The sequence below is a fragment of the Oceanobacillus sp. CF4.6 genome, from assembly GCF_051262635.1.
GTDB lineage: Bacteria > Bacillota > Bacilli > Bacillales > Amphibacillaceae > Oceanobacillus.
The window spans coordinates 381,248-404,130 of record NZ_JBIMEX010000001.1; the positions used below are offsets into that span (position 1 = coordinate 381,248).

Annotated in this window: 23 protein-coding genes and 2 other annotated features; of the genes, 8 read left to right on the plus strand and 15 right to left on the minus strand. The window is 38.1% G+C overall.

From position 1 onward, the window contains the following. Positions 1–14 precede the first annotated feature (14 nt). From polX to zapA, 3 genes are all read right to left on the minus strand, one after another. Complete coding sequence (polX, locus tag ACHABU_RS02090; RefSeq protein ID WP_435761750.1) at positions 15–1,733, minus strand: DNA polymerase/3'-5' exonuclease PolX; 1,719 nt, start codon at positions 1,731–1,733, stop codon at positions 15–17. Positions 1,734–1,848: 115 nt separating this feature from the next. Further along, positions 1,849–2,406, minus strand: coding sequence for a CvpA family protein (locus ACHABU_RS02095; protein ID WP_435761752.1), 558 nt, complete (start codon positions 2,404–2,406; stop codon positions 1,849–1,851). A 3-nt stretch (positions 2,407–2,409) separates the two neighbouring features. Beyond that, complete coding sequence (gene zapA / locus ACHABU_RS02100; protein WP_435761754.1) at positions 2,410–2,673, minus strand: cell division protein ZapA; 264 nt, start codon at positions 2,671–2,673, stop codon at positions 2,410–2,412. A 213-nt stretch (positions 2,674–2,886) separates the two neighbouring features. On the opposite strand from zapA, the gene ACHABU_RS02105 reads away from it, so the two are divergent. Continuing rightward, positions 2,887–3,579, plus strand: a complete 693-nt coding sequence (locus ACHABU_RS02105) for a uracil-DNA glycosylase (RefSeq protein WP_435761756.1) — start codon at positions 2,887–2,889, stop codon at positions 3,577–3,579. Between the two features lie 177 nt (positions 3,580–3,756). Here the strand turns inward: ACHABU_RS02105 and pheT are convergent, their stop codons facing one another. The 3 genes from pheT to ACHABU_RS02120 form a co-directional block, all read right to left on the minus strand. Next, positions 3,757–6,189 carry a phenylalanine--tRNA ligase subunit beta gene (pheT, locus tag ACHABU_RS02110; RefSeq protein WP_435761758.1) on the minus strand — a complete coding sequence of 811 codons (2,433 nt, stop codon included), beginning with the start codon at positions 6,187–6,189 and terminating at the stop codon, positions 3,757–3,759. Positions 6,190–6,215: 26 nt separating this feature from the next. Continuing rightward, positions 6,216–7,250 (minus strand): phenylalanine--tRNA ligase subunit alpha, encoded by a 1,035-nt coding sequence (pheS, locus tag ACHABU_RS02115; RefSeq protein WP_435761760.1) that lies wholly within the window; start codon positions 7,248–7,250, stop codon positions 6,216–6,218. 531 nt (positions 7,251–7,781) lie between these two features. Further along, the gene (locus ACHABU_RS02120; protein WP_435761762.1) at positions 7,782–8,519 is read right to left on the minus strand and encodes a TrmH family RNA methyltransferase; all 738 of its coding nucleotides are present in this window, start codon (positions 8,517–8,519) and stop codon (positions 7,782–7,784) included. Between the two features lie 98 nt (positions 8,520–8,617). Here ACHABU_RS02120 and sspI point away from each other — a divergent pair, with 98 nt between their 5' ends. The 6 genes from sspI to ACHABU_RS02150 all read left to right on the plus strand — a co-directional run bounded on the left by sspI (position 8,618) and on the right by ACHABU_RS02150 (position 14,389). Further along, the gene (gene sspI / locus ACHABU_RS02125) at positions 8,618–8,830 is read left to right on the plus strand and encodes a small acid-soluble spore protein SspI (protein WP_435761764.1); all 213 of its coding nucleotides are present in this window, start codon (positions 8,618–8,620) and stop codon (positions 8,828–8,830) included. Positions 8,831–9,026: 196 nt separating this feature from the next. After that, the gene (locus ACHABU_RS02130; RefSeq protein WP_435761766.1) at positions 9,027–10,613 is read left to right on the plus strand and encodes a hypothetical protein; all 1,587 of its coding nucleotides are present in this window, start codon (positions 9,027–9,029) and stop codon (positions 10,611–10,613) included. A gap of 54 nt (positions 10,614–10,667) precedes the next feature. Then, a complete protein-coding gene (locus tag ACHABU_RS02135; protein WP_435761768.1) occupies positions 10,668–11,891 on the plus strand; it encodes an ABC transporter permease in 1,224 nt (407 codons plus the stop codon). After that, positions 11,888–13,021, plus strand: coding sequence for an ABC transporter permease (locus ACHABU_RS02140; protein ID WP_435761770.1), 1,134 nt, complete (start codon positions 11,888–11,890; stop codon positions 13,019–13,021). The genes ACHABU_RS02135 and ACHABU_RS02140 overlap by 4 nt, the downstream gene beginning before the upstream one ends. Beyond that, complete coding sequence (locus tag ACHABU_RS02145; protein ID WP_435761772.1) at positions 13,014–13,685, plus strand: ABC transporter ATP-binding protein; 672 nt, start codon at positions 13,014–13,016, stop codon at positions 13,683–13,685. The genes ACHABU_RS02140 and ACHABU_RS02145 overlap by 8 nt, the downstream gene beginning before the upstream one ends. A 62-nt stretch (positions 13,686–13,747) precedes the next feature. Next, a complete protein-coding gene (locus tag ACHABU_RS02150; protein ID WP_435761774.1) occupies positions 13,748–14,389 on the plus strand; it encodes a lytic transglycosylase domain-containing protein in 642 nt (213 codons plus the stop codon). A 224-nt stretch (positions 14,390–14,613) separates the two neighbouring features. Here ACHABU_RS02150 and ACHABU_RS02155 read toward each other — a convergent pair whose 3' ends face one another. The 3 genes from ACHABU_RS02155 to ACHABU_RS02165 all read right to left on the minus strand — a co-directional run bounded on the left by ACHABU_RS02155 (position 14,614) and on the right by ACHABU_RS02165 (position 17,394). Beyond that, positions 14,614–15,591 (minus strand): ring-cleaving dioxygenase, encoded by a 978-nt coding sequence (locus ACHABU_RS02155; RefSeq protein ID WP_435761776.1) that lies wholly within the window; start codon positions 15,589–15,591, stop codon positions 14,614–14,616. Between the two features lie 166 nt (positions 15,592–15,757). Continuing rightward, on the minus strand, positions 15,758–16,843 hold the full coding sequence (locus ACHABU_RS02160; protein ID WP_435761779.1) for a M42 family metallopeptidase: 1,086 nt from the start codon (positions 16,841–16,843) through the stop codon (positions 15,758–15,760). A gap of 65 nt (positions 16,844–16,908) precedes the next feature. Further along, on the minus strand, positions 16,909–17,394 hold the full coding sequence (locus ACHABU_RS02165; RefSeq protein WP_435761781.1) for a dUTP diphosphatase: 486 nt from the start codon (positions 17,392–17,394) through the stop codon (positions 16,909–16,911). A 121-nt stretch (positions 17,395–17,515) separates the two neighbouring features. On the opposite strand from ACHABU_RS02165, the gene ACHABU_RS02170 reads away from it, so the two are divergent. Then, complete coding sequence (locus ACHABU_RS02170; protein WP_435761783.1) at positions 17,516–17,908, plus strand: sigma-w pathway protein ysdB; 393 nt, start codon at positions 17,516–17,518, stop codon at positions 17,906–17,908. 21 nt (positions 17,909–17,929) lie between these two features. On the opposite strand, the gene ACHABU_RS02175 is transcribed toward ACHABU_RS02170, so the two are convergent. The 6 genes from ACHABU_RS02175 to thrS all read right to left on the minus strand — a co-directional run bounded on the left by ACHABU_RS02175 (position 17,930) and on the right by thrS (position 22,540). After that, on the minus strand, positions 17,930–18,529 hold the full coding sequence (locus tag ACHABU_RS02175; protein WP_435761785.1) for a TVP38/TMEM64 family protein: 600 nt from the start codon (positions 18,527–18,529) through the stop codon (positions 17,930–17,932). Positions 18,530–18,618: 89 nt separating this feature from the next. After that, positions 18,619–18,897 carry a DUF1294 domain-containing protein gene (locus tag ACHABU_RS02180; protein ID WP_435761788.1) on the minus strand — a complete coding sequence of 93 codons (279 nt, stop codon included), beginning with the start codon at positions 18,895–18,897 and terminating at the stop codon, positions 18,619–18,621. Positions 18,898–19,032: 135 nt separating this feature from the next. After that, positions 19,033–19,389: a 50S ribosomal protein L20 gene (gene rplT / locus ACHABU_RS02185; protein WP_435761790.1), complete on the minus strand. Its 357-nt coding sequence runs from the start codon at positions 19,387–19,389 to the stop codon at positions 19,033–19,035. Positions 19,390–19,457: 68 nt separating this feature from the next. Next, positions 19,458–19,652, minus strand: coding sequence for a 50S ribosomal protein L35 (gene rpmI / locus ACHABU_RS02190; RefSeq protein WP_435761792.1), 195 nt, complete (start codon positions 19,650–19,652; stop codon positions 19,458–19,460). A 43-nt stretch (positions 19,653–19,695) separates the two neighbouring features. Continuing rightward, positions 19,696–20,202: a translation initiation factor IF-3 gene (gene infC / locus ACHABU_RS02195; RefSeq protein WP_379495082.1), complete on the minus strand. Its 507-nt coding sequence runs from the start codon at positions 20,200–20,202 to the stop codon at positions 19,696–19,698. Positions 20,203–20,270: 68 nt separating this feature from the next. Next, positions 20,271–20,396: a sequence feature (ribosomal protein L20 leader region), on the minus strand. A 197-nt stretch (positions 20,397–20,593) separates the two neighbouring features. After that, the gene (gene thrS, locus ACHABU_RS02200; RefSeq protein ID WP_435761795.1) at positions 20,594–22,540 is read right to left on the minus strand and encodes a threonine--tRNA ligase; all 1,947 of its coding nucleotides are present in this window, start codon (positions 22,538–22,540) and stop codon (positions 20,594–20,596) included. A gap of 60 nt (positions 22,541–22,600) precedes the next feature. Then, positions 22,601–22,824: a binding site (T-box leader), on the minus strand. Between the last annotated feature and the right edge of the window lie 59 nt (positions 22,825–22,883).

Consider the following 22,883-nt stretch of genomic DNA (forward strand, 5'->3'; position numbering starts at 1 on the left):
AGTCGGAATAATTTTTATTTATTTTGATTAAAAAATTCCAGTAGTTTTTCTTTTGTCCATGTATTCATAACCATATCTTTCTCTACCCAGCCTTTTCTAGCAACCCCAACACCATATTTCATATGATCAAGCATTGGATAGCTGTGTGCGTCGGTATTGATAGCTAAAGTAACCCCTGCCTCCTGAACTTTACGCACCCAGTCAGATGATAGGTCCAACCGATTCGGGTTTGCATTAATTTCCAGAGCAGTATTCGTCTCTTTCGCCTTTTCAATCAGTTTCTCCACATTAACATTATAACCTGGGCGTCTTCCAATCAATCTTCCAGTCGGATGCGCAATTAGGGATACATAAGGGTTCTCCAATGCATTATATAATCGCTTCATAATTTTTTCTTCTGATTGATTGAAGCTGGAGTGAATTGCCCCTATAACATAGTCCATTTCGCGTAGAAACGCATCTGAGAAATCGAGTGTGCCATCAGGCTGAATATCCATTTCCACACCAGCAAATATATGGAAATCATCCATTTTTTCATTCAACTTTGCAATTTCTTCACGCTGTTTCAGTAATCGTGTCTCATCCAATCCATTGGCAACCCGAAGGTATTTAGAGTGATCTGTTACAGCCATATAGGAGTAACCCTTCTCCCGAACACGTTTTACCATCTCATCAAGTGATTGTGCGCCATCACTCCATGTCGTATGCATATGCAGATCACCTTTGATATCCTGTAATTCAATGAAACGCTTCTCTTCTGTAAAAGCCTCGATTTCACCCGTGTTTTCTCTAACTTCAGGAGGAATAAAAGAAAGTCCAAAGTGGCCAAAGAATTCTTCCTCCGTGGCAAATGTCAGAATTTCATTTGTTTCTTCTACCTCAACCCCATACTCACTAATTTTATCCCCTCGGGATTTAGCCAGCTGTCTTAATGCGACATTATGATCCTTGGAGCCGGTAAAATGATGTAATGTAGTTGCGTACTCTTCCATTGTTACGAGTCTGAAATCAACATTAATGTCAAAAGCTTCCTCCAGGGTGACAGATACTTTTGTATCTCCTTTGGCTATAACATCTTTAATATCAGGTATTGCAAGTAAGGCATCTCTTACTGCAGATGGATTGGAAGTTGCGATAATAAAATCAAGATCTTTAATCGTTTCTCGCATTCTTCTTAAACTACCTGCGCGTGAAAAGGAATCTATCTCATCCATTTCCGTCAAATAGGCTTCAATTTTCTCAGCTACGGGAAGCATCATGGCGATGGGAAGACGCTCTGGACGTTTTCCTGCTTCTTCCAGTGCAGCAACAATTTTTTCTGCCGTTTTCTTTCCAAATCCTGCAAGGCTCTCCACCTTACCATCAAGGCATGCTTCCTTCAGCGTGTCGGCATCCACAACATGTAGTTCCTTGTATAGTTTGGACAATTTTTTACCACCAAGACCCGGAAGATTCAATAGTGGGATTAAACCTGGTGGTACTTCCTCTGCCAGTTCTTTTAATGTTTGCGATTCCCCATTTTCCACATATTCTGCAATAACTGTACTTGTACCTTTGCCTATTCCTTTAATTTTTGTAAAATCATCAATTTCTGAAAGTGATCTGTCATCCGTCTCAAGTGCCTGTGCAGCTTTCCTGTACGCAGATATTTTAAAAGGATTTTCCCCTTTCAATTCCAGATATATAGCAATTTGTTCAAGTAATTTAATAACATCTTTTTTATTTACCGCCATCATCTTACCTCGCTTTATCTTTTCGTATCTAATAAAAAACTGATTCATGTTGGATAAATACTATTGTACATGACATACAAGGTATTCCCTACTACGATGAATCAGTCCTTCATAATTATATCTTCATTGATGTATCCCCAGTATAGGAGAACCATAGTTCGAGAATTTTCTCCGAGAAATACGGAGTTTGTTCAATAATATACAGGGCAATCGATGAATGATTAACCGCAGTTTGAATGCCATCCATTGGTGTCAATGCAAGGATATATAACAGGATAAACAATATTAAATATACCTCCAGAAAACCTAAAATGGCACCAAGCAATTTGTTCACCGAGCTTATAATCGGGATGGAGGCAACGAAATCGAGCATGGAAGCAATAATCTGCAATACAAGCTTTACAGCAAAAAAGATAACTGCAAAAGCGATCGCATTATAAAATGCATTTTCAAGCGGCATTGACTCTAGAAAATCGGCCCATGCACCTTCACTTGATAATTCGGGGTAAGGAATCCAGAGTGCGAACCTTGTACCTAACTCATCATAATACATAGCTGCAACGATGAATGCGATAATAAATCCGCCCAAATGGAGTATTTGTAATATAAAGCCCCTCTTTAATCCCATTAAAAATCCAAAAATTAATAGTAGTACTAAAATTAAATCCAACATATGTTACTTATCCTCTTTCTTTTTAACCGACCCCAAAAGAGTTGCATAATCTTCCTTTAGTTTGAGGTAATCATTCATTGTATTTACAGCAGTTAATACCGCCAGTCTCGTTGTATCCAATTGATTATTCACATTATAGATTTCTTTCATTTTTTGATCTACCAGACTCGCAACCAACCTTACATGATTTTCTGATTCTGTTCCAATAATCGTATATGTTTTATTATGTATGTCTACTGTTATGCGATGTTTATCGTTCTGGCTCATGATGATACCTCCTGCCGAAAAAATCTTCACTTAATATTAACATGAAGTTCTTGCAAAAAGAAGTATTTCATTATGATTGTCATTTTGCTATAGTGTCTATATGCAATGAATAAAGATATTTAATGGGACAACAAGCAACTCACAAGATTAAAAGAACTCGGGGATACGTGTAATCGCAAGTATCTACCTGCTTTTTCAGAGGGAGAATAGAACATGAATAAGCAAATATTGCATAACGACTGGGCACAACTATTAAGCGATGAGTTTAACAAGCCCTATTATATCGAATTATGCGAGTTTCTAAAAAAAGAATATGCCACCCATACGATATATCCGGAGATGGATCATATTTTCAATGCGCTCCATCACACTCCGTTTCATCAAGTAAAGGTAGTTATTCTGGGTCAAGATCCATATCATGGTCCAGATCAGGCACATGGCTTCAGTTTTTCAGTAAAACCCGAAGTTAAACTGCCACCATCATTACGGAATATTTTTAAAGAGCTTAAATCTGATTTAGGTTATTCCATTCCTGAACACGGTTATCTAATCAGCTGGGCCAAACAAGGTGTTCTTTTGCTGAATACCGTCCTGACTGTAAGAGCTGGACAGGCACATTCACACAGAGGCAAAGGCTGGGAATATTTCACAGACCAAGTAATCAAATTATTAAATAAGAAAACTGAACCTGTCGTTTATATACTGTGGGGAAGTGCAGCCAAAAAAAAGGTGGCTTTGATTGATACCACAAAGCATTTTATTATCCAGGCACCCCACCCGAGTCCGTTAGCAGCGTATAGAGGATTCTTTGGAAGTAGTCCTTTTTCACAGACAAATAGGTTACTCAGAGAATCGGCATTGGATGAAGTTGACTGGCTCCTTCCGAGCAAAAATAAATATGTTTGATTAAGGTGCTCTATACATGGAGCACCTCTTTCTTTTTATACAGGTTTCCTGAGGCGCAGTGCAATGCTGTAGTTCAGATATGTGAACTTCAGCACCCACCCTATTACATTAAAAAAAGGCTTCCTCATCACTGAGAAAGCCTTTTGTGGCAGCAATCGTTTAAAAAACAGCCATATATTATGATCTTACATACGAATTAAATTTATCATTAACCGATGTAATAATTTTTTGATAGGAGTCTTCTACTTCTTCATCCTTTAATGTTTTTTCCGGATGTTGATAAAGAAGACTGTAGGCAATTGATTTCTTACCTGCTTCGAGATTGGCACCTTGGTACACATCAAAGATATCCACTCGTTTAACCAATGGTGCACCTATTTCTTCAATATGTCCTTTTATATCTCCAGCATGGACGTCTTCATCCAAAATGAAGGCTATGTCTCTTGCAACTGAAGGGTATTTCGGTATTTGTGCATAGGAAGGAATATCTTCGTATGCTGCAAAAACAACTTCAAAATTAACATCAAACACGTACGTTTCTTTTAAATCCAGTTCTTTTGCAACGGTCGGATGCAATTGACCAATAAATCCAATGGTTTGTTCATTCATTTCAATAACCGCACAACGCCCTGGATGCATGTCAGCTACTTTTGCCTTTCGGAATGATACTGGAAGTTCCAGATGCCCAAACAGTCCTTCGATGATCCCTTTTACAACATAGAAATCGACTTCTTTCTTTTCCTCCTGCCAAGGCTGTTCCAACCATTTACCTGTAAGAGCGCCCGATAAACGTAATTTCTCATCCGGCTGTTCTGTTAATGTTTTTTCATTTGAAACAAAAATACTTCCAAGCTCATAGTAACCGAGATTCGCTTGGTTTCTTGCGCTGTTGTATGAAAGGACGTTTAAAATTTCCGGTAAAATGCTTAGGCGGAGATATTTATGTTCTTCACTCATCGGCATCGCCAGAGCAACTGGTGTAATCTTATTTTCACTGATTTCCGGGCTGATGAGTCTCTTTATATCAGTAGGATTCGTTAGCGAATACGTTAATGTCTCCATCAGACCTGTACCTTGGATATAATTTTTAACTTTCCGCTTCAAAGACTGCCTACCTGTTAATGCACCAGCCTGTGCGGCACCCTGTGGCAAAGTAAACGGTAAATTATCATAACCATAGATCCTTGCAACTTCCTCAAGCATATCTTCAAATATAGTAATATCTCCACGACGGGTCGGTACTTGCACAGAGAATTCAGAAAAACCATCCTGTTTATAATCAAACTTTAGTCTGTTCAAAATAGACACCACGTCTGCAGCGCTCATCTCTGTTCCAAGTCGGTTATTAATGTGCTCTGTGTCCATTTCAACCACTTTTTCCGAACGGTCAAGCTCATCAAATTCAACTGCTCCTGCTGCCACTTTAGCACCTGCATATTGCTGCATCAGAAGGCTTGCGCGAATACCAGCTTTCTTCACGCGATTTGGATCGATTCCTTTTTCAAAACGGGTACTTGATTCACTGCGAAGACCTGTTTGTTTTACCGTTCTTCTTACCGATTTGGAATCAAAGTAAGCAGCCTCAAGTAGTACATTCTTCGTTTCAAAATTTACTTCGGTGTTTGCACCACCCATGACACCAGCTAGTGCTACAGGTTCTTTCCCATTTGTGATAACAAGGTTTTTCTCCGTCAATAATCTTTCCTGACCATCTAACGTAACCATCGTTTCACCATTAGCGGCACGTCTAACGAGAACTTTTTCCGAACCGAATTTGTCATAATCAAACGCATGTAGTGGCTGACCGTACTCCAACAACACATAGTTTGTGATATCCACGACATTATTAATAGGTCGAATTCCAGAAGCTATCAGATAATTTCTCATCCATAATGGAGATGGCTTTATTTCAACATCTCTAATAACGAAAGCACCATAATAAGGATTAAGATCTGCCGCTTCTACCTCAACAGATATGTAACTTTCTGCTGCATGATCTTCTGTAATTGTAACTGCTTCGTCAGGAAAATTTACCGGCTGATCCAGAATTGCTCCTACTTCATAAGCAACACCCAGCATACTTAATGCGTCTGCCCGATTAGGCAAAATATCCAGTTCCAGAACAGCATCGTTTAAGTTGAGTAGCTCATCAACATTTTCTCCAACACTTGCATCTTCTGGGAATACGAAAATTCCATCTGCAATATCAGTTGGAACATATTTCTCTTCAATACCCAATTCCTTTAAGGAACAGATCATACCGTTGGATTCAATTCCACGGAGTTTTACTTTTTTAATTTTAAAATTACCTGGTAGAACTGCACCAGGTTTGGCTACAGCAACTTTCTGTCCTTGTGCTATATTCGGTGCGCCACAAATTATTTGTAGCTGTTGATCTCCAACGTCTACTTGACAAAGATTCAGTTTGTCGGCATTTGGATGCTGCTCACAGCTCACCACATATCCAACAACAACATCGGTACTTTTCTCTGCAACATATTCCACACCTTCAACTTCTATACCTGACTTTGTAATTTTAGCGGCCAGTTCTTCTGGTGTCAGGTTTCCTAAATCAACGTAATTTTTTAACCAATTATATGATACTAACAATTGTTATGCCTCCTTTTAAAATCAAATTATGCTTTATGGTATTGTTTCAAGAATCGGATATCATTTGTATAAAACTGACGAATGTCATTCACACCATATTTCAGCATTGCGATTCGTTCTGGTCCCATTCCAAATGCAAACCCACTATAAACTTCAGGGTCATAGCCACCCATTTCGAGTACTTTCGGATGAACCATGCCTCCACCAAGTATTTCAATCCAGCCAGTTCCTTTACATACATTACACCCTGCTCCATTACATACCTTACAGGAAATATCCATCTCGACAGATGGCTCTGTAAATGGGAAGAAGCTTGGACGTAAACGAATTTCGCGTTCTTCACCAAACATTTTTTTGGCGAATATATCCAAAGTACCTTTCAAATCACTCATGCGAACATGTTTATCCACATATAAGCCTTCGATTTGGGTGAATTGATGGGAATGTGTTGCATCGTCCGTATCACGGCGGTACACTTTACCCGGGCAAATCATTTTTACTGGCTTTTCCCCTTTATACTCCCGCATCGTACGTGCTTGTACCGGAGATGTATGGGTTCGCAACAATAATTCGTTTGTAATATAAAAAGTATCCTGCATATCACGTGCCGGATGATCTTTTGGCAGATTCAACGCTTCAAAATTATAGAAATCTGTCTCCACTTCCGGACCTTCTCTTACTTCATAACCCATTCCGATGAACAGATCTTCAATCTCTTCTACAATACTTGTTAAAAGATGCGGTCCACCCACCTTAACCGGACGTCCAGGCAATGTTACGTCAATCGCTTCAGACTCTAATTGTTCTTCCAACAAAACGATCTCCAGTTTTTCATTTTTTTCTTCGAATGCAGCTGTAATTGCTTCTCTTACCTTGTTGGCAATTTCACCAACGACAGGCCGTTCTTCCTTGGAAAGTTTCCCCATTCCACGTAAAACACCTGTCAAAGATCCTTTTTTGCCAAGATATGCGACTTTAATGTCCTGAAGCTCTTTGATATCCTCCGTTTGGGAGATTCTCTCCAAAGCTTCGGCTTGTATAGCTTCCAATTGTTCTTTCATTGTTTATTGCCTCCTTAAATATATTAGAAAAACTTAGCAAATGCCTACCTAAGCCTTATACGAATGCCAGAGCCTGTACTTATGTAGATAGGAAAGTGCTGTGCTTTCCTATCAGCGAAAATAAAAAAAGCCTCCATCCCTGAAAAGGGACGAGGCTATTATTTCGCGGTACCACCCTTGTTGACAGTAAGTGTATGAAAAATGACATACGTATCCTGTCCAACTCAAATCTGATAACGGATTTAAAATCCGGAACACCTTTACTTTCCACGTTCAGCGGCTAGTGAGAATCCAACGTCAAACCACCCCACGTCCTATGTGGCGCAATCCGTACGTCGCTAAACTAGCTTTAAGCTTTGATCTAAAGGTCCAAGTGTCAGCTCCAGAGTGAAATGTAGGTATTCTTACACGATCGAAATGCTTTCAGTCTGAGGCATTTCTTCCCTGAATCGCTTTCTGAATACTTACAGGCTCTTTCTTCGCTTGTATATAATACATACATTATAGTTAAAAAATTTACCGGATGCAACTCTATCTTTTTAAATGGTACATAAGAATACCGGCGGCGATACTGACATTTAATGATTCGGCCTTCCCGTAAATTGGAATCGTCACGATCGTGTTGGCCAGTTTCAGCAATTCCGGATGGACGCCTGCACCCTCATTCCCCATAATAATTGCAACTTTATCTTCCGGCACAGTTTCATTATAATTGGTTGCATTCAAAAGGGCTGTAGCCCAAATGGAGAAACCTTTCCCTTTTAGTATTCCTAGTTCTTGGCGGAGATCAGCCTGATAAATCGGAATATGAAAAATCGATCCCTGCGTTGCCCGAATAACTTTATCATTATACAAATCGACCGTTCCTTCTCCCAAAACAATGCCGTCCATTCCTGCAGCATCTGCAGTCCGAATAATCGTTCCCAGATTGCCTGGATCCTGAATGGAATCAATAATAAGAAGATGATTGCCCTTGCGTTCTTCTTGATTCTTCATTCTCATGACCGCCAGTACACCTTGGGGGGTTGTTGTCTGGGATATATGTTCCATCACATTGACACTTACTCTTTCCATTGGATACTTTTCTGTCCAATCTGGTACGATGATATCTTCCTGTGCGATAATTTCAAGAATTTCCCACTCACTCTTGGACGCTTCTTCCAATAAATGAAACCCTTCCACTACAAAAGTGTTTGTATTCATTCTCTCTTTCCGTTTATGCAGTTTTTTCAAACCTTTTACTTTTTCATTCTTTACTGAACTAATCATCATTTTCATCCTTCATTATTATTTCTATCTGTATCATACATATTTTTACTGTCCTTGGTCAAACTATCGTTAGTTTATAATGAGAAGGAGTGTCCTAAATGGATTTAAATTTAAGAAAAGCTATTTATTCAAACATCGCAACCAATGATCAGGACCAACTGGAAGCAACGATTGTCGATGCTATCCAAAACGGCGAAGAAATGATGCTTCCAGGACTTGGGGTACTTTTCGAATTAATTTGGAATCATTCAGAGGAACAGGAAAAACAAGAAATGATTGATGCTTTGGAACAAGGTGTCAAAAAACTTTAAAATGTTAACCAAGATGGATGGGTGCTATGGCATCTATCCTTTTTTTTAAATAAAAGTGTTCATTATCCTCTTATAACGAACACATATTGACTAGTCCGTTTTTAAGTGATATAAAAAGTTGAAATAGTTTTTAATTATATGTTCAATTGCTTTATAATAAACTTAGTAAGACAAAAGAAATGAAAGGGGTAAATTTGTGGGAGAATCGACGAATGACAATCAGAAAAAAGGGGTTTCCAAAGGAATTATCGCACTTATTGTAGGAGTTATTGTGCTGGCTGGAGGGAGTGCAGCTGCATTCATGATTTTGAATAACTCACCGAAAGCATCGTATTTCCTTGCTGAAAAGAATACAATTGATTATATGGTGGAGCAAATGGAGAACCGTTATGAGCCGGAACTCGACTGGTACGAAAAAACACAAACAGGCAAATCTTCATCTACTGTAGAATTGACTGCAGCTTATAATGATCCTGCTGCAAGTACTGGTGGGTATGGGTTGGATCCATCCATGTTTATCAATAATTCCAGTATTATTCTTGATGCACAGACAGATATGAAAAACAGACAAATTTATACAGATTTGAAGGCAACTATTGGTGGTATGGAAATTGATGATATTCAACTTTATTTAACGGAAGAAAAGTTAATGCTTGGTTTACCATTCCTGGAAGAAGTGATTCAAATGAATGATGAAGATCTTGGCCCACTACTACATGAGGCTGATCCAGATGTGTTCACAGGAGAAGAAAAACTTGGTTTGGAAACAATTTTTGAAAGTACAGAGGGTATTCTTCCAGAAGAAGATATAGAATATCTGGAGAAAGAATATCTGAAGTTTATTTATGACGAATTACCTGAGGATGCGTTTACAAGTAGTGACGAATCCATCGATGTAAACGGTAAATCGATTAATTCGGAAAAGATTGCGTTCAAGCTAAGCGAGGAACAATCAAAAGATTTAATCACAACTGTATTGGATAAGATGGAAAACGATGATAGATTAAAAAAAATCCTCGTAGATCAAATGACTGCACAACAATTTGGCAGCAACATTTATATGGATGAAGACATTGATTTATTGATGACAGATTTTGAAACAGCCGTCGCAGAAGCAAAACAAGGATTGGATGAATTTCAAATCCCAGATGGATTATCATCTACGGTTTGGATCCACGAAGATAAGATTGTCCAACGGGATGTTGCAATGGAATTGGGACCAAATGAAGAAGAGTTAACAGCATTGTCTGTAAAAGGAACGCAATTATTAACAGACAGAAATCAATTCTTCAACTATGACATGACTTTTTCAGATGCTTATAGTGAGGGTTCTATGAATATCTCGGGAGATTTAACTTGGGAAGATAATCAGGCAACCGATTCTATTAGTCTATCTGTGGAAGATATCGTGTTATCCTATGAAGGCTCCGAAACACTTGAAGATGGCAACCGAGATTTTGAACGTACGTTTACACTTCAAGACCCAACCAGTGGTGGCGGAAGTCTACTATGGTCAGGCAATGCAACGTATGACAATGACATCATGAATTCCGAAAATAACGTATCCGTAGAAACACCAGACTTCGGTCAGGATATGTTTTCATTAACGATAGTTACCGATGGAAAAATGATAGATTCGGTGGAAAAAATAAGTGATGAAAATGTGAAAGAAATCGGTGGCATGTCCCCTACTGAAATACAAGAGTATATTGAAATGGATGTAACACCTAAATTCCAACAATGGTTGTTCGGTCTCATGGCCGGAGGTGGAATAGGATTTTAAATTCACAAATATAAATTCAGTAAGCAACTATGTTATAGAAATGAGCGTGCTTCAATGCATTTCATCAAACATCTTTTATTATTTACAAAAAATCATTTGATGCAACTAAGGAGGAAGTGGTTATCACTTCCTCTTCTTTTAATTTTCCCAATTATTTTAGTAGGTCTTGCTGCAACAATTATTATTAGCTTCTTCTCCCCTGTCGACAATGCCCTCATTGAAATTGGTTTAGTCGATCTCGATGGATCCGAAGAAACACAACTGGTTGTTCAACTGATAGAAGAATCCTCACAGTTGGGGTCTTATATAGCTATACATAGTATGTCGGAAAAAGATGCCCTAGCAGCAATCGATCAAGATAAAATTAGTTCCTACATCGTATTCCCAGCCAACTTTACGAACCATTTGTATCAGGGAGAATCCGTGGAAATGCCAATTATCGGCAATCCGAATCAGCCATTAGAGAGCTACATGATCACTGAATTGATGGAAAGTGTGGCACGACATCTTCGCTCTTCACAGGCAAATATTCTAACTATCAATAATTATGCCAAAGACTTTGGATTGGATGATGAAGCTCGTAATGATTTTGTTTTCCAGCAGTTTCAGGATTTTCTGTTTTACACAATTGGGCGTGATCGAGTATTAAGTGAAAAAGAAATATCCAATCAAGCTACCGCTTCCCCTGTTGACTATTTTGTCGTAGGAGGGTGGTTGATCATCATTACCATCTGGATCTTTTCCATCTTTCATCTTCTTACAAAAGAACAATCCGATCGTCTGAGAAACAGGATGCGTTTGTATGGAGTCACTGAACTGCAGCAGTCAATAGCAAAAATAATTGTTACGCTCGTCGTTTCTTTATTTTTTTCAGGTATATCCTTTTATTTTCTAAGTAGTCTTTTTGAAACAGAAGTAATACTACAGGACTTTGTAAGAATTGGAATTGTTACGACCTTTTACAGCAGTTTGTTCCTTCTCTCTCTTGCAATTATGGAGACATTGATTTCATCCCAGAAACTTAGATTACTGGCACAATCACTGTTTACTGTTGCTTCCTTGATTTTAAGTGGGGCTATTATCCCAGTTATCTATTATCCTTTATCGATTCAAGCAGTTATGCCTTATATTTTCTCCTTTGAGTCACTACGGTGGCTGCAGGAAATTTTGTTGAATGATAGGCTATATGCTGACTATACCCCGTTGCTGTTAATGAATGGTGCAGCTACTTTACTATTAATCGCAGTCTCTTCCTGGAAGGAGCGTGTCATTCAATGAAATCCATTTTCGAAACACGTTTGATTCAGTGGAAGAAACAGTGGGTATCCCTTCTTTTCTGGTTAATGATGCCAGTTATTGCAACATTATTAATGATTAACATGACGAGTATGTTTCAGGAAGACAGTAAGATCCCAGTAGGCATTGTCATGGAAGAAAACACACCGATGGCTTTAAATCTTCTTGAGTCGGTGAAAGCTTCTCCTTTAATCAGGGTTTACGAACGAACAGAATTCGAAGTACAGAAGATGATTGAAAGCCATGAATTGGACAGTGCCTTTGTTATCGAGGCTGGATATGAACAGCAAATTATGCAAGGTGAGCGTAACCGGCTTATTACAGGTTATAAATCCGACTTATCTTTTGCCTATACTCCGGTAAGCGAAATGTTGATCTCCTATGTACAACAGGATACAGGGAGAGCTAAAGCGGCCTATACCATTATTGGTCTGGCTGAAAATATAGATGCAAGCACCTCCGTTTCATTAGATGAAATTATGAAGAAAACACGGGAGGTACAAGCACAAGAAAACTTAATTCGTACGGATTTCTCATTTAATAATCACGGTGACACCGACCATAAAGAGGAATTAACCATCTGGAATACATGGGGAGTGTGGGTGATTTTCAGTATTCTTTCTACCTTATTCTTGTCTGATTGGATTATAAAAGAAAAAAATTCTGGGATCGTGCCACGTTTTGCATTTATCCGGTTTTCTTTTAAAAGTTATCTACTACAAAATCTTATCGTTTATTCGATTACCCTATTATTATTCGATTCTGCTGCAGCTTTTGCGTTTCATCATTTTCTCGATGAACCGGTTAGCTTAAAATTAGTAGGAGCGATGATTACGTTTCGAATTCTTTGCAGTACAGGAGCATTTCTACTGGCACTTTTATTCAAAAATACTTATTTCTATTACTCTGTCTCATTTGCTTTCGTATTATTATTAGCAATTACTAGTGGAGCAATACTTCCGGTTGAAGGCCTAACCAATCAGTTCCCTTGGCTAGTCTATATGAATCCAATTCATCCATTTTTACAGCAGGAAATTTGGAATCCCTGGTTGATCATCTTTATGCTACTTATCATTATCTGGTTTGCTAAAGGAGAGAAAATAAATGCTTAATGTACAATCCATTTCAAAATCCTATGGAAAAAAACAAATACTCGATACCCTTTCCTTCTCTATCCAAAGTGGTGAAATTGTAGGTTTAGTTGGAGAAAATGGCGCTGGTAAGTCGACGTTGCTGCAAATTCTTGCCACACTAATCAATCCGACAAAAGGAATAGTACAGCTGAACGACCTTGCCTACGAGAAGGACAAAAAGGAAATACGCAAACAAATCGGTTTTGTACCACAGGACATTGCAATCTGGGAAGAATTTACCGTGGAGGAGAATATGGTCTTTTTTGAAAAACTATCCTGGGAAAATAAAAGCAAACAGCAATTGAAACAGCTCTGCCTCGATATGGAACTCGACAAATGGAAAGAACCCGTTTATACAATGTCTGGTGGGATGAAACGTAAACTGAATCTGGCTATTAGTCTGATTCATAATCCCCATGTCCTGCTTCTGGATGAACCAACCGTCGGCATCGATTTGAAATCAAGAAAAGAAATTGGAAATTACTTAAAGGATTTGGCAACAAATCAAAATAAAATCATTATTTATACTTCCCATGACATGGATGAAATTATTAACCTCTGTGATCAGATCTTATGTATCGGCGATGATCCATTCTATAACAACATCTTGGAAGCGGCCGGTAAACATGTTGTTACATTTTAGTATTGCTTAACCTCGAAAATAGTCGTAGAATATACGGTGTATACAGAAAGGAGAAATGTCAGATGGAAATACGGGATTTACAGCAAATGATACAATATCAGGCAATGTCTATCATGACAGGTAACCCCAATTCCACAGGCTTTTCAGGTTCAACCCAATCGATGGATTCGTCGTTTCAGCAACTATTATTGGAAAAAATGAATGAAGCCCAACGGCTAACAACTATAAATACAGCAAAACAAAGTAGCATCGCCTACATAAATCAATATGACAGTCGACCTTCATCTCCTGCTGTTACAGGAGCTATTGGTGGGAATGTTAATCGAAACACAGATTATCAATCACTTATTTCAGATGCAGCAAACAAATATGGGGTGGATGAGAATCTAATCCATGCGGTTATTAAACAGGAGTCCAATTATAATGCTTCCGCCAAAAGTTCAGCCGGTGCACAAGGATTGATGCAATTAATGCCTGCGACAGCTGCAGGTTTAGGAGTAACAAACCCCTACGATGCTCGCCAGAACATTGAAGGTGGTACCAAATATTTAGGGCAAATGCTGCAACGTTATAATGGCAATATTGAACTTGCGCTAGCAGCTTACAATGCTGGACCAGGAAATGTGCAAAAATACCAAGGTATTCCCCCTTTTGAGGAAACGAGAAATTATGTCTCTAAAGTTATGAATTCCTATCTTACTTAATTAGAAAAATTGGCCTTCTTAATGCTTTAGGACGAATAGCTTAGTTGTACTTATGCAGATACTTTCCTATCTATTAGAAAACTTGGCGTTCGCCAAGCCTTTAGTTGCACTTATGCAAGTAAGAAAGTTTATACTTTCTTACTTGCCAAAAAAGGAAACTCTAATTTAGAAGAGTTTCCTTTTTTGGTTTATTCGTTTTAGGTAAGGAGCTTATCTATTTACTTCTATTCTTTTTCAAAATGAATCGTACTTCTTACCGTATCGATTGGGCGAACTTTCTCTTCAATTTGTTCCCGTTTTGATTCAAGGAATGGTGGCAATGATAATTTCTCACCAAGTGTCTCGTATGGCTCATCCCCCATAAATCCTGGACCTTTTGTTGCAAACTCAAATAAAATCTGTGGCGCAACTTGGCAATAGAGGGATCCAAAGAAGAAGCGATCCACAAAGCCTGAAGTCTGGAATCCAAAGCTATGCATGCGATTCATCCATTCATCTAAATCAGTACGCTCATCCACACATAATGCTGCATGGTGAACCGTGCCATATCCTTGTTGTGCCATTGGAAGTACTGTATTGTGTTCAACAACGATTTGGGCTCCATTTCCACCTTCACCGACTTCAAACAAATGGTAAGAACCTTCGCTCGCTATTTCTTTATATAATAATACTTTTTCCAGTACTTCTTTAAAATAATCAAATTGTGAAATACGAACGAAAATCGGTCCTAACCCTGTGATTGCATATTCTAGTGGGATTGGCCCATCCTGCCAAGGAGTTCCTGACGCAAGTCCTTTATTATTCTCATCTGATATTAGTTGGTATTGCTGATCATCAAAATCTACAAATGACAATGTTTTTGTACCAAACTGTTCCTTAATTCCAGCATGGTTTATTTCGAGTCGATCAAAACGTTTCACCCAGTAATCCAAAGCGGCATCACTTGGTACACGTAAAGATGTTTTTGAAATTTCATTTGTTCCATGAACGCCTTTTGGTATCCCAGGGAAATCGAAAAAAGTCATATCCGTACCTGCGTTCCCCTTGTCATCCGCGTAAAATAGATGATAGGTTTGAATGTCATCCTGATTAACGGTTTTCTTCACTAATCGCATTCCTAAAACAAATGTAAAAAATTCATAGTTCTTTTCAGCACTACTCGTAATCGCAGTTACATGATGCATTCCTTTTAGTCCATTCATTTATGATTCCTCCATTGGCTTGGTAATTTTCATTATTTTTAATTAAGGTATCTTTAATTAATTATAAATATAACATGAATGGTGAGTAACTGTCAAATAGTAAGTAATCGTTCTATAAAAGTAAAATAAGAAAGACCAGCGATCTTTTCTGCTGGTCTAATCCTACTTATGCTAAAACAATTTCCTTTACTGTTTCTGCGTCCATTTTTTTGATCACTTCTACAATTAGTTTTACTGCATTTTCGAAATCATCACGGTGAAGAATTCCTGCATGTGAATGAATATAACGTGTTGCAACAGTAATGGATAATGAAGGCACACCATTGCCAGTTAGGTGAATCGACCCTGAATCAGTTCCACCTCCGGCCATTGATGTAAACTGGTAAGGAATATTATTTTCATCTGCTGTTTTTACAACGAAATCACGTAGTCCTTTATGGGAAACCATTGATGCATCATACAACACGATTTGAGGACCTTTTCCAATCTTACTATCTGCATCCTTGTCAGAGATTCCCGGTGTATCCCCTGCAATTCCTACATCTACACCGAATCCGATGTCAGGTTTAACAGCTTGTGCAGAAGTTTTTGCACCACGTAAGCCGACCTCTTCCTGAATCGTCCCAACTCCATAAACAACATTTGGATGTTCTGCACCTTTTAGTTGTTTAAGCACTTCAATAGCAATGGCAAGGCCAATACGGTTATCCCAGGCCTTTGCAAGTAGTAATTTTTCATTTTTCATTGGAGTAAATTCAAAATATGGTACGACCGAATCACCTGGTTTTACACCAAATTCTTCCACTTCTTCTTTACTTGAAGCACCAATATCAATAAACATATCTTTAATTTCATATGGCTTCTTTCGGGCTTCAGCTGAAAGGACATGTGGTGGTTTAGATCCAATCACACCTGTAACATCACCTTTTTTCCCCATAATTGTTACACGCTGTGCAAGCATTACCTGATTCCACCAGCCGCCAACAGTCTGGAAATAGATAAAACCTTTATCATCAATACGGGTAACCATAAAGCCAATTTCATCCAGGTGACCAGCTACCATGATTTTTGGTCCGTCTTCCTTCCCAGTCTTTTTAGCAATTGAACTGCCAAGGTTATCCATTTTCATTTCATCTGCGTATGGACTAATATATTTCTCGAACACTTCTCTTACTTCTTTTTCATTTCCCGGAATACCTTTTGCATCCGTTAAATCTTTTAGCATCGTTAATGTTTCGTCTAAATTTGTCATATGTAAAAACCTCCTTATTTAAATACTACATTAAGTATAACGCGTATCTTTTAAACAACAAAGTGTTAGTAACCTTGATTCTGCCTTTCATAATTTATCTCATTTTTCTTTATATATGCATGCTGTATATCCTCTTCAGTGAATCCAAGAATTGCAGCCAACTGCAACGCTGTTATAAATAGGTTCACATAATTGGCCTCTGTCGTATCATGTTTAAAAATAACAGCAGCTTCAAATACCGCATTAAATTGTTCTGTTTCAGTATGGGGAATAGTTTCCCATGATATTGTTTCATAGCTGAATCCTTTTTCCAAACCGAGTGAGAGAATGAAATGAATCACATCGACATATTCTTCGAGAATGACAGCTTTTTCATTTCGTGGCTTATGGCTCCAAAATTTGAAACATCTCGTTTCATTGGCGAGCTCCCCCAGTTCAACGAGTAATGCTAAGTATTTCTCTTGAAAAACATCTGTCTTACTTAAATCATGATTATTTTCAATATATGTATCCAACTGTTTTTGCATCGTAAATAATTTATCCCAATTCAATGATTTCCCACCTCTTATTTTCGTTATTATAATTGTATCATGAAATTTTTAAAAAAGTGAAACCTATTCACATTCTATTCCGTATGAATAGCCAATAGGAAAAAACAGGGAGAAGATAGAAATGGTCATCATTTTATTTCGTATACTCATTCTTATTGCTTTGGTTCTCCTCGTCTATACGTGGATCCAATATCTAAGAAAACCGGAAAGAAGACTGCAAATTGCCAAAGAATCCAATGAATTCTTCCTTCTTAATGATAACAATAACGATAAGAAGAACCTGCAGCTTGTATATAAAGGATGCCTATTTGAGGGTGAGAAATACTTAGGAACAACGGAAGAGTCATTTGAAGTAGTTGATATCCATGTCACCGTGCGTGACCCAATCGAACTGCGTGGATTTACAAGAGATGACCTCTATTTCTTAGAAAAAGAAATTTTATTACTTTACCCATACGCTAAAGTCACATGGAAACATCCCATAAATCAGCTGATACTAACCGATATGGAATAAAAGCAGCAAAAAAACACGCATCTATACTTTAATAGATGCGTGTTTTTGCGTTTCCTGTACCGGAAAGAAATCCTGCCATTTAATAATGATTTCTTTTCTTCTTAAAATATAAATGAAAGGCAATAAGGCGATTAGAAAGACGAAGAGATAGAAAGGAGTAAGATTAGAAAGCCATCCACCAATGGATGTATAAATAATTACAAACGGAATATTGGATAATAAAGATGATTTCGTGTACTCTTTAAAGCTTGTAGAAACTTCAATCAAACATAGTGATAAAAGGTGAAAGTGTATAAATGGGACCAACCTAAGCAATGTAACCTGTGAGGTTGTTAATTCTGAATGCTTACCCAGCAATTTCTGCTTTACATGCATGAGGCGATTAAGCGATTGTGGCATCCATCCAATCACCGTATAAAATATTATACTTGATAACGTAATTCCAACAATCGAATAAATGGTGCCTGCCACCGGACCAAAAAGAATACCTCCTGAGATACAGATGAACACGACGGGTAGGAATAATAGTGGTCTCAACAGATGAAAAACGATGAACAGTAGTGGTGAAAATAATCCTCCCATCTCAATGAATGTCATTAAGTAGTTCCCGAAAAACTCCATAATCCACCTCCTTCACATTTACATACAGTAAATCATCTAGTGGCAGGACGATGTCTTCTTGGTACATGTATATGACAGGAGACGAGCCTTTATGACATGAAGAATAAAATATAAGTGATGAGAGCAATATTAATCACTATAAGAATAGGCATACCGATTACAAATGAACGGTGTTTTGTTTTATGTCGAAATAAATTCATTCCAATGTAAGTTCCGATAGCACTGCCTAGAACAGCAAGTCCCCAAAATGTTCGCTCAGGTATCCGGTACTTTTGTTTAATTGCTTTTTGTTTATCAATATACATAAGTATAAAACCTGCCATATTTACTCCAATAAAATACAATATGATAGCATTTAAGTCTTCCATGATACTCTCCTTTTTCACAACCCTAGCGTTAGTTGATACTGATTTTTAAACGTATGCTCCTATTAATTTCGAGAAGAGCGATTTTAAAAAAGGACCAAATCCATGCAACAATCGGATTTGGTCCTTCATTTTAAATTATTTTAGTGCTTCTTTAGCTTGACCAACTATTTGAGTAAATGCTGTTTCGTCATTAATTGCAAGTTCTGACAACATTTTGCGGTTGATGTCGATTCCTGCAAGTTTAAGACCATGCATTAATTTGCTGTAAGAAATATCGTTCAAACGAGCAGCAGCATTAATACGAGCAATCCACAATTTACGGAAATCACGTTTTTTCTGTCTGCGGTCACGATAAGCATACTGACCTGATTTCATTACTTGCTGTTTTGCTACTTTAAATAGCGTACTTTTTGAACCATAATAACCTTTTGCTAATTTAAGGACGCGTTTACGTCTTTTGCGTGTTACTGTTCCACCTTTTACACGTGGCATAATAATTCCCTCCTAGTACAATTCAATACAATTGTAGATCCGAATTTAATCGTTAAATTTTATTTTGCTTATTTAGGTATCATTGCTTTGATGCGTTTGTAGTCTCCAGAAGATACAACTCCGCTTTTACGCAATTTACGTTTCTGCTTTTGAGATTTGTTTGCGAACATATGACTGGTGTAAGCATGAGATCTTTTCAATTTTCCAGATCCCGTTCTTTTAAAACGTTTTGCTGAACCACTATGAGTTTTCATTTTAGGCATACTAATTTCCTCCTTGTACTAATAATTCATCGAGTAAATATTTTTATTGCTTTTCATTGATTGGAGCGACCATCATAAACATGTTACGGCCTTCCATTTTTGGTTTTGTTTCAATCGTCGCAATATCTTTCACTTCGTCAGAGAAGCGATCTAACACTTCACGTCCAAGTTCTTTATGCGTGATTGCACGTCCACGGAAACGAACCGCTGCTTTCACTTTATCCCCTTTTTCAAGGAATTTACGGGCATTCTTCAATTTCGTTTCGAAATCATGATCGCCGATTCCAGGTGTAAAGCGGACTTCTTTTATATTGATGACTTTTTGTTTCTTACGCGCTTCTTTTTCTTTCTTTTGCTGTTCAAATCGGAATTTACCATAGTCCATGATGCGACACACTGGTGGTTTCGCTGTCGGAGCAACCATCACTAAATCCAAGTTGCGTGTTGTTGCAATTTCTAATGCTTCCTGACGTGTTTTAACTCCAAGCTGATCACCATTTGAATCGATAAGTCGTACTTCTCTCGCACGAATTTTCTCATTGACATTCATATCCTTGCTAATAGCCAGCCACCTCCAAATATTTTTGTTACTGATCTATCATTGACAAGCAATTTTTTTGAATTAAAAAAGTGTGGGTACAATATTGCACCCACACATCTCCAATAATTTATAAAAAAGTTGGAACCAGTTAACTGCCATGAAGGCGTCAATCAGGTGAGAAGCGGGTGCTCCTACTTGTCTTTAGATCATTTAATTTTCAACTTTACTAGTATATCATGAGAGTAAATCTATGTCAAATCAAGATTTTTCCTCCATGCATATCTTTCCTATTTGACTACACTAACATATAATCTCATAAATGAAAAGCTAGAGTACTAAATAAAGCAGCGTTCAAAATAATTCATCTATTTAAGAACGCTATATGAATTGATATTGCCTTTTATTTCCGAAGTTGTTTCTCAGCAATTTCTGCAATAATCAATGCTTCAAAATCAACATAAGAGAGTGTTTCTGTTTTCTGCTCCCCATACCGGCGGAAATTAACTGCATCTTCTTCAATTTCCTTATCCCCAAGAACGAGTGCGAATGGAACTTTCTGCGTTTGTGCTTCACGGATTTTGTAACCAATCTTTTCGTCACGCTCATCCATTTCCACACGTATACCTTGGAAGCGGAGTTTTTCCTCGACTTTTTTTGCATAATCCAAATGAACCTGTGGAGATACTGGAATTACTTTTACCTGAACGGGTGAGAGCCATGTCGGAAATGCACCTTTATATTCTTCAATCAAGAAGGCAACAAAACGCTCCATCGTTGACACTACTCCACGGTGGATAACGACTGGACGATGTTCTTTTCCGTCCTCACCGATATAAGTTAAATCAAAACGTTCTGGTAAGTGGAAATCCAATTGAACCGTGGATAGCGTTTCATCTTTACCCAATGCGGTTTTCACCTGTACATCAAGTTTTGGACCGTAGAACGCAGCTTCGCCAATTGCTTCCACATAATCAAGCCCCATATCGTCCATTGTTTCTTTCAACATTGCCTGTGCTTTTTCCCACATCGCATCATTTTCAATATACTTTTCTTTGTCTTCTGGATCACGGTAGGACAAACGGAAATAGTAGTCACCGATACCAAAATCTTCATATACCTTCTTCACAAGTTCCACAACACGAATGAATTCTTGCTTCAATTGGTCCGGACGGGCAAAGATATGTGCATCATTCAGTGTCATTCCACGAACCCGCTGAAGTCCTGCAAGCGCCCCACTCATTTCGTGACGGTGCATTGTACCAAGTTCTGCAATACGTACAGGAAGATTACGGTAGCTCCATAGTTGGTTTTTAAAGACCATCATATGGTGCGGACAGTTCATAGGGCGAAGAACCAAATCTTCATTGTCCATTTTCATGACTGGGAACATATCTTCCTGATAGTGATCCCAATGTCCACTTGTTTTATAAAGTTCCACACTTCCAAGTACAGGAGTGTAAACATGGCTGTAGCCTAAACGTTCTTCCAAATCGACAATATAGCGCTCAATATTGCGTCGGATTGTTGCTCCTTTTGGTAGCCATAGTGGTAGACCCTGACCAACTTTTTGGGAGACAGTAAATAGATCCAGTTCTTTTCCCAACTTACGATGATCACGCTCTTTACGCTCCTGGAGTAATTGTAAATAATCTTCTACCTGTGCCTTTTTCTCAAAAGCAGTACCATAGATCCGTTGCAACTGTTTATTATTGCTATCTCCACGCCAGTATGCTCCAGAGATGCTCAATAGCTTAAAAGCTTTAATTTTGCTTGTAGATGGAACGTGAATACCACGGCAAAGATCAAAGAATTCACCTTGCTCATAAATAGTCACTTGCTCATCTTCAGGAATAGCATCAATTAGTTCCAGCTTCAAATCGTCTCCAATTTCCTGGAATCTTACTTTTGCTTCATTACGTGATACTTCAACCCGTTTGATCTCTAGGTTTTCATCCACAATTCGCTTCATTTCTTTTTCAATTCTCGGCAGATCTTCAAGAGTCAATGATTCTTCCATATCGATGTCATAATAAAAGCCTTCCTCGATAACAGGACCTACGCCAAACTTAACATCTTTATACAGACGTTTGATTGCCTGTGCTAACAAATGGGCAGTAGAGTGACGTACCACTTCTATCCCTTCATCACTTTTATACGTTATGATTTCAATCTTCCCACCATGGTTCAATTCACGTTTTAAGTCAACGAGCTGGCCATCCAATTTTATCGCCAAAGCCTGTTTCCTCAATCCCGGAGAAATCGATGCCGCAACCTCTTCTCCAGTTGTTCCCGCCGGAAAACCCTTTTCAGCTCCGTCAGGGAATATAATTCCAATTTCTTCTGCCATGCTAATCTCTCCTTCAATATAAAACAAATTAAAAAAACGCCCATCCCTCTGCACTTACTGCAAAGGGACGGCGTTTTATACATCGTGGTTCCACCCTAATTCCCGCAAAAATCTTACGGCTTCATTATTCTTTAACGCAGAAGATACGCTGTCAATTACTGTTATTTCACTGACAGAGTTCAAAGGTGGTAATTACTTGTTTGCATATAGGAAGCTTTCAGCCACTGACTTCCCTCTCTTAATTATGCTTTGACAAATAATATTGTCCTTATCATTACTTTTGATTTAAACGATTGACGTTTCTAATAAGTATTTAATGAGTATTATAGACCGTCATATAAGT

Bases quoted from the DNA above. Each gene is read 5' to 3' on its own strand.
- ACHABU_RS02145 (WP_435761772.1), top strand. From the start codon at position 13,014: ATGCTTAATGTACAATCCATTTCAAAATCCTATGGAAAAAAACAAATA.
- infC (WP_379495082.1), bottom strand. From the start codon at position 20,202: ATGAATGTCAATGAGAAAATTCGTGCGAGAGAAGTACGACTTATCGAT.
- ACHABU_RS02135 (WP_435761768.1), top strand. From the start codon at position 10,668: ATGCATTTCATCAAACATCTTTTATTATTTACAAAAAATCATTTGATG.
- polX (WP_435761750.1), bottom strand. From the start codon at position 1,733: ATGGCGGTAAATAAAAAAGATGTTATTAAATTACTTGAACAAATTGCT.
- zapA (WP_435761754.1), bottom strand. From the start codon at position 2,673: ATGAGCCAGAACGATAAACATCGCATAACAGTAGACATACATAATAAA.
- rplT (WP_435761790.1), bottom strand. From the start codon at position 19,389: ATGCCACGTGTAAAAGGTGGAACAGTAACACGCAAAAGACGTAAACGC.
- ACHABU_RS02180 (WP_435761788.1), bottom strand. From the start codon at position 18,897: ATGGAAGACTTAAATGCTATCATATTGTATTTTATTGGAGTAAATATG.
- ACHABU_RS02105 (WP_435761756.1), top strand. From the start codon at position 2,887: ATGAATAAGCAAATATTGCATAACGACTGGGCACAACTATTAAGCGAT.
- ACHABU_RS02175 (WP_435761785.1), bottom strand. From the start codon at position 18,529: ATGGAGTTTTTCGGGAACTACTTAATGACATTCATTGAGATGGGAGGA.
- ACHABU_RS02155 (WP_435761776.1), bottom strand. From the start codon at position 15,591: ATGAATGGACTAAAAGGAATGCATCATGTAACTGCGATTACGAGTAGT.
- thrS (WP_435761795.1), bottom strand. From the start codon at position 22,540: ATGGCAGAAGAAATTGGAATTATATTCCCTGACGGAGCTGAAAAGGGT.
- ACHABU_RS02095 (WP_435761752.1), bottom strand. From the start codon at position 2,406: ATGTTGGATTTAATTTTAGTACTACTATTAATTTTTGGATTTTTAATG.
- rpmI (WP_435761792.1), bottom strand. From the start codon at position 19,652: ATGCCTAAAATGAAAACTCATAGTGGTTCAGCAAAACGTTTTAAAAGA.
- pheS (WP_435761760.1), bottom strand. From the start codon at position 7,250: ATGAAAGAACAATTGGAAGCTATACAAGCCGAAGCTTTGGAGAGAATC.
- sspI (WP_435761764.1), top strand. From the start codon at position 8,618: ATGGATTTAAATTTAAGAAAAGCTATTTATTCAAACATCGCAACCAAT.
- ACHABU_RS02170 (WP_435761783.1), top strand. From the start codon at position 17,516: ATGGTCATCATTTTATTTCGTATACTCATTCTTATTGCTTTGGTTCTC.
- ACHABU_RS02150 (WP_435761774.1), top strand. From the start codon at position 13,748: ATGGAAATACGGGATTTACAGCAAATGATACAATATCAGGCAATGTCT.
- ACHABU_RS02140 (WP_435761770.1), top strand. From the start codon at position 11,888: ATGAAATCCATTTTCGAAACACGTTTGATTCAGTGGAAGAAACAGTGG.
- ACHABU_RS02120 (WP_435761762.1), bottom strand. From the start codon at position 8,519: ATGATTAGTTCAGTAAAGAATGAAAAAGTAAAAGGTTTGAAAAAACTG.
- ACHABU_RS02160 (WP_435761779.1), bottom strand. From the start codon at position 16,843: ATGACAAATTTAGACGAAACATTAACGATGCTAAAAGATTTAACGGAT.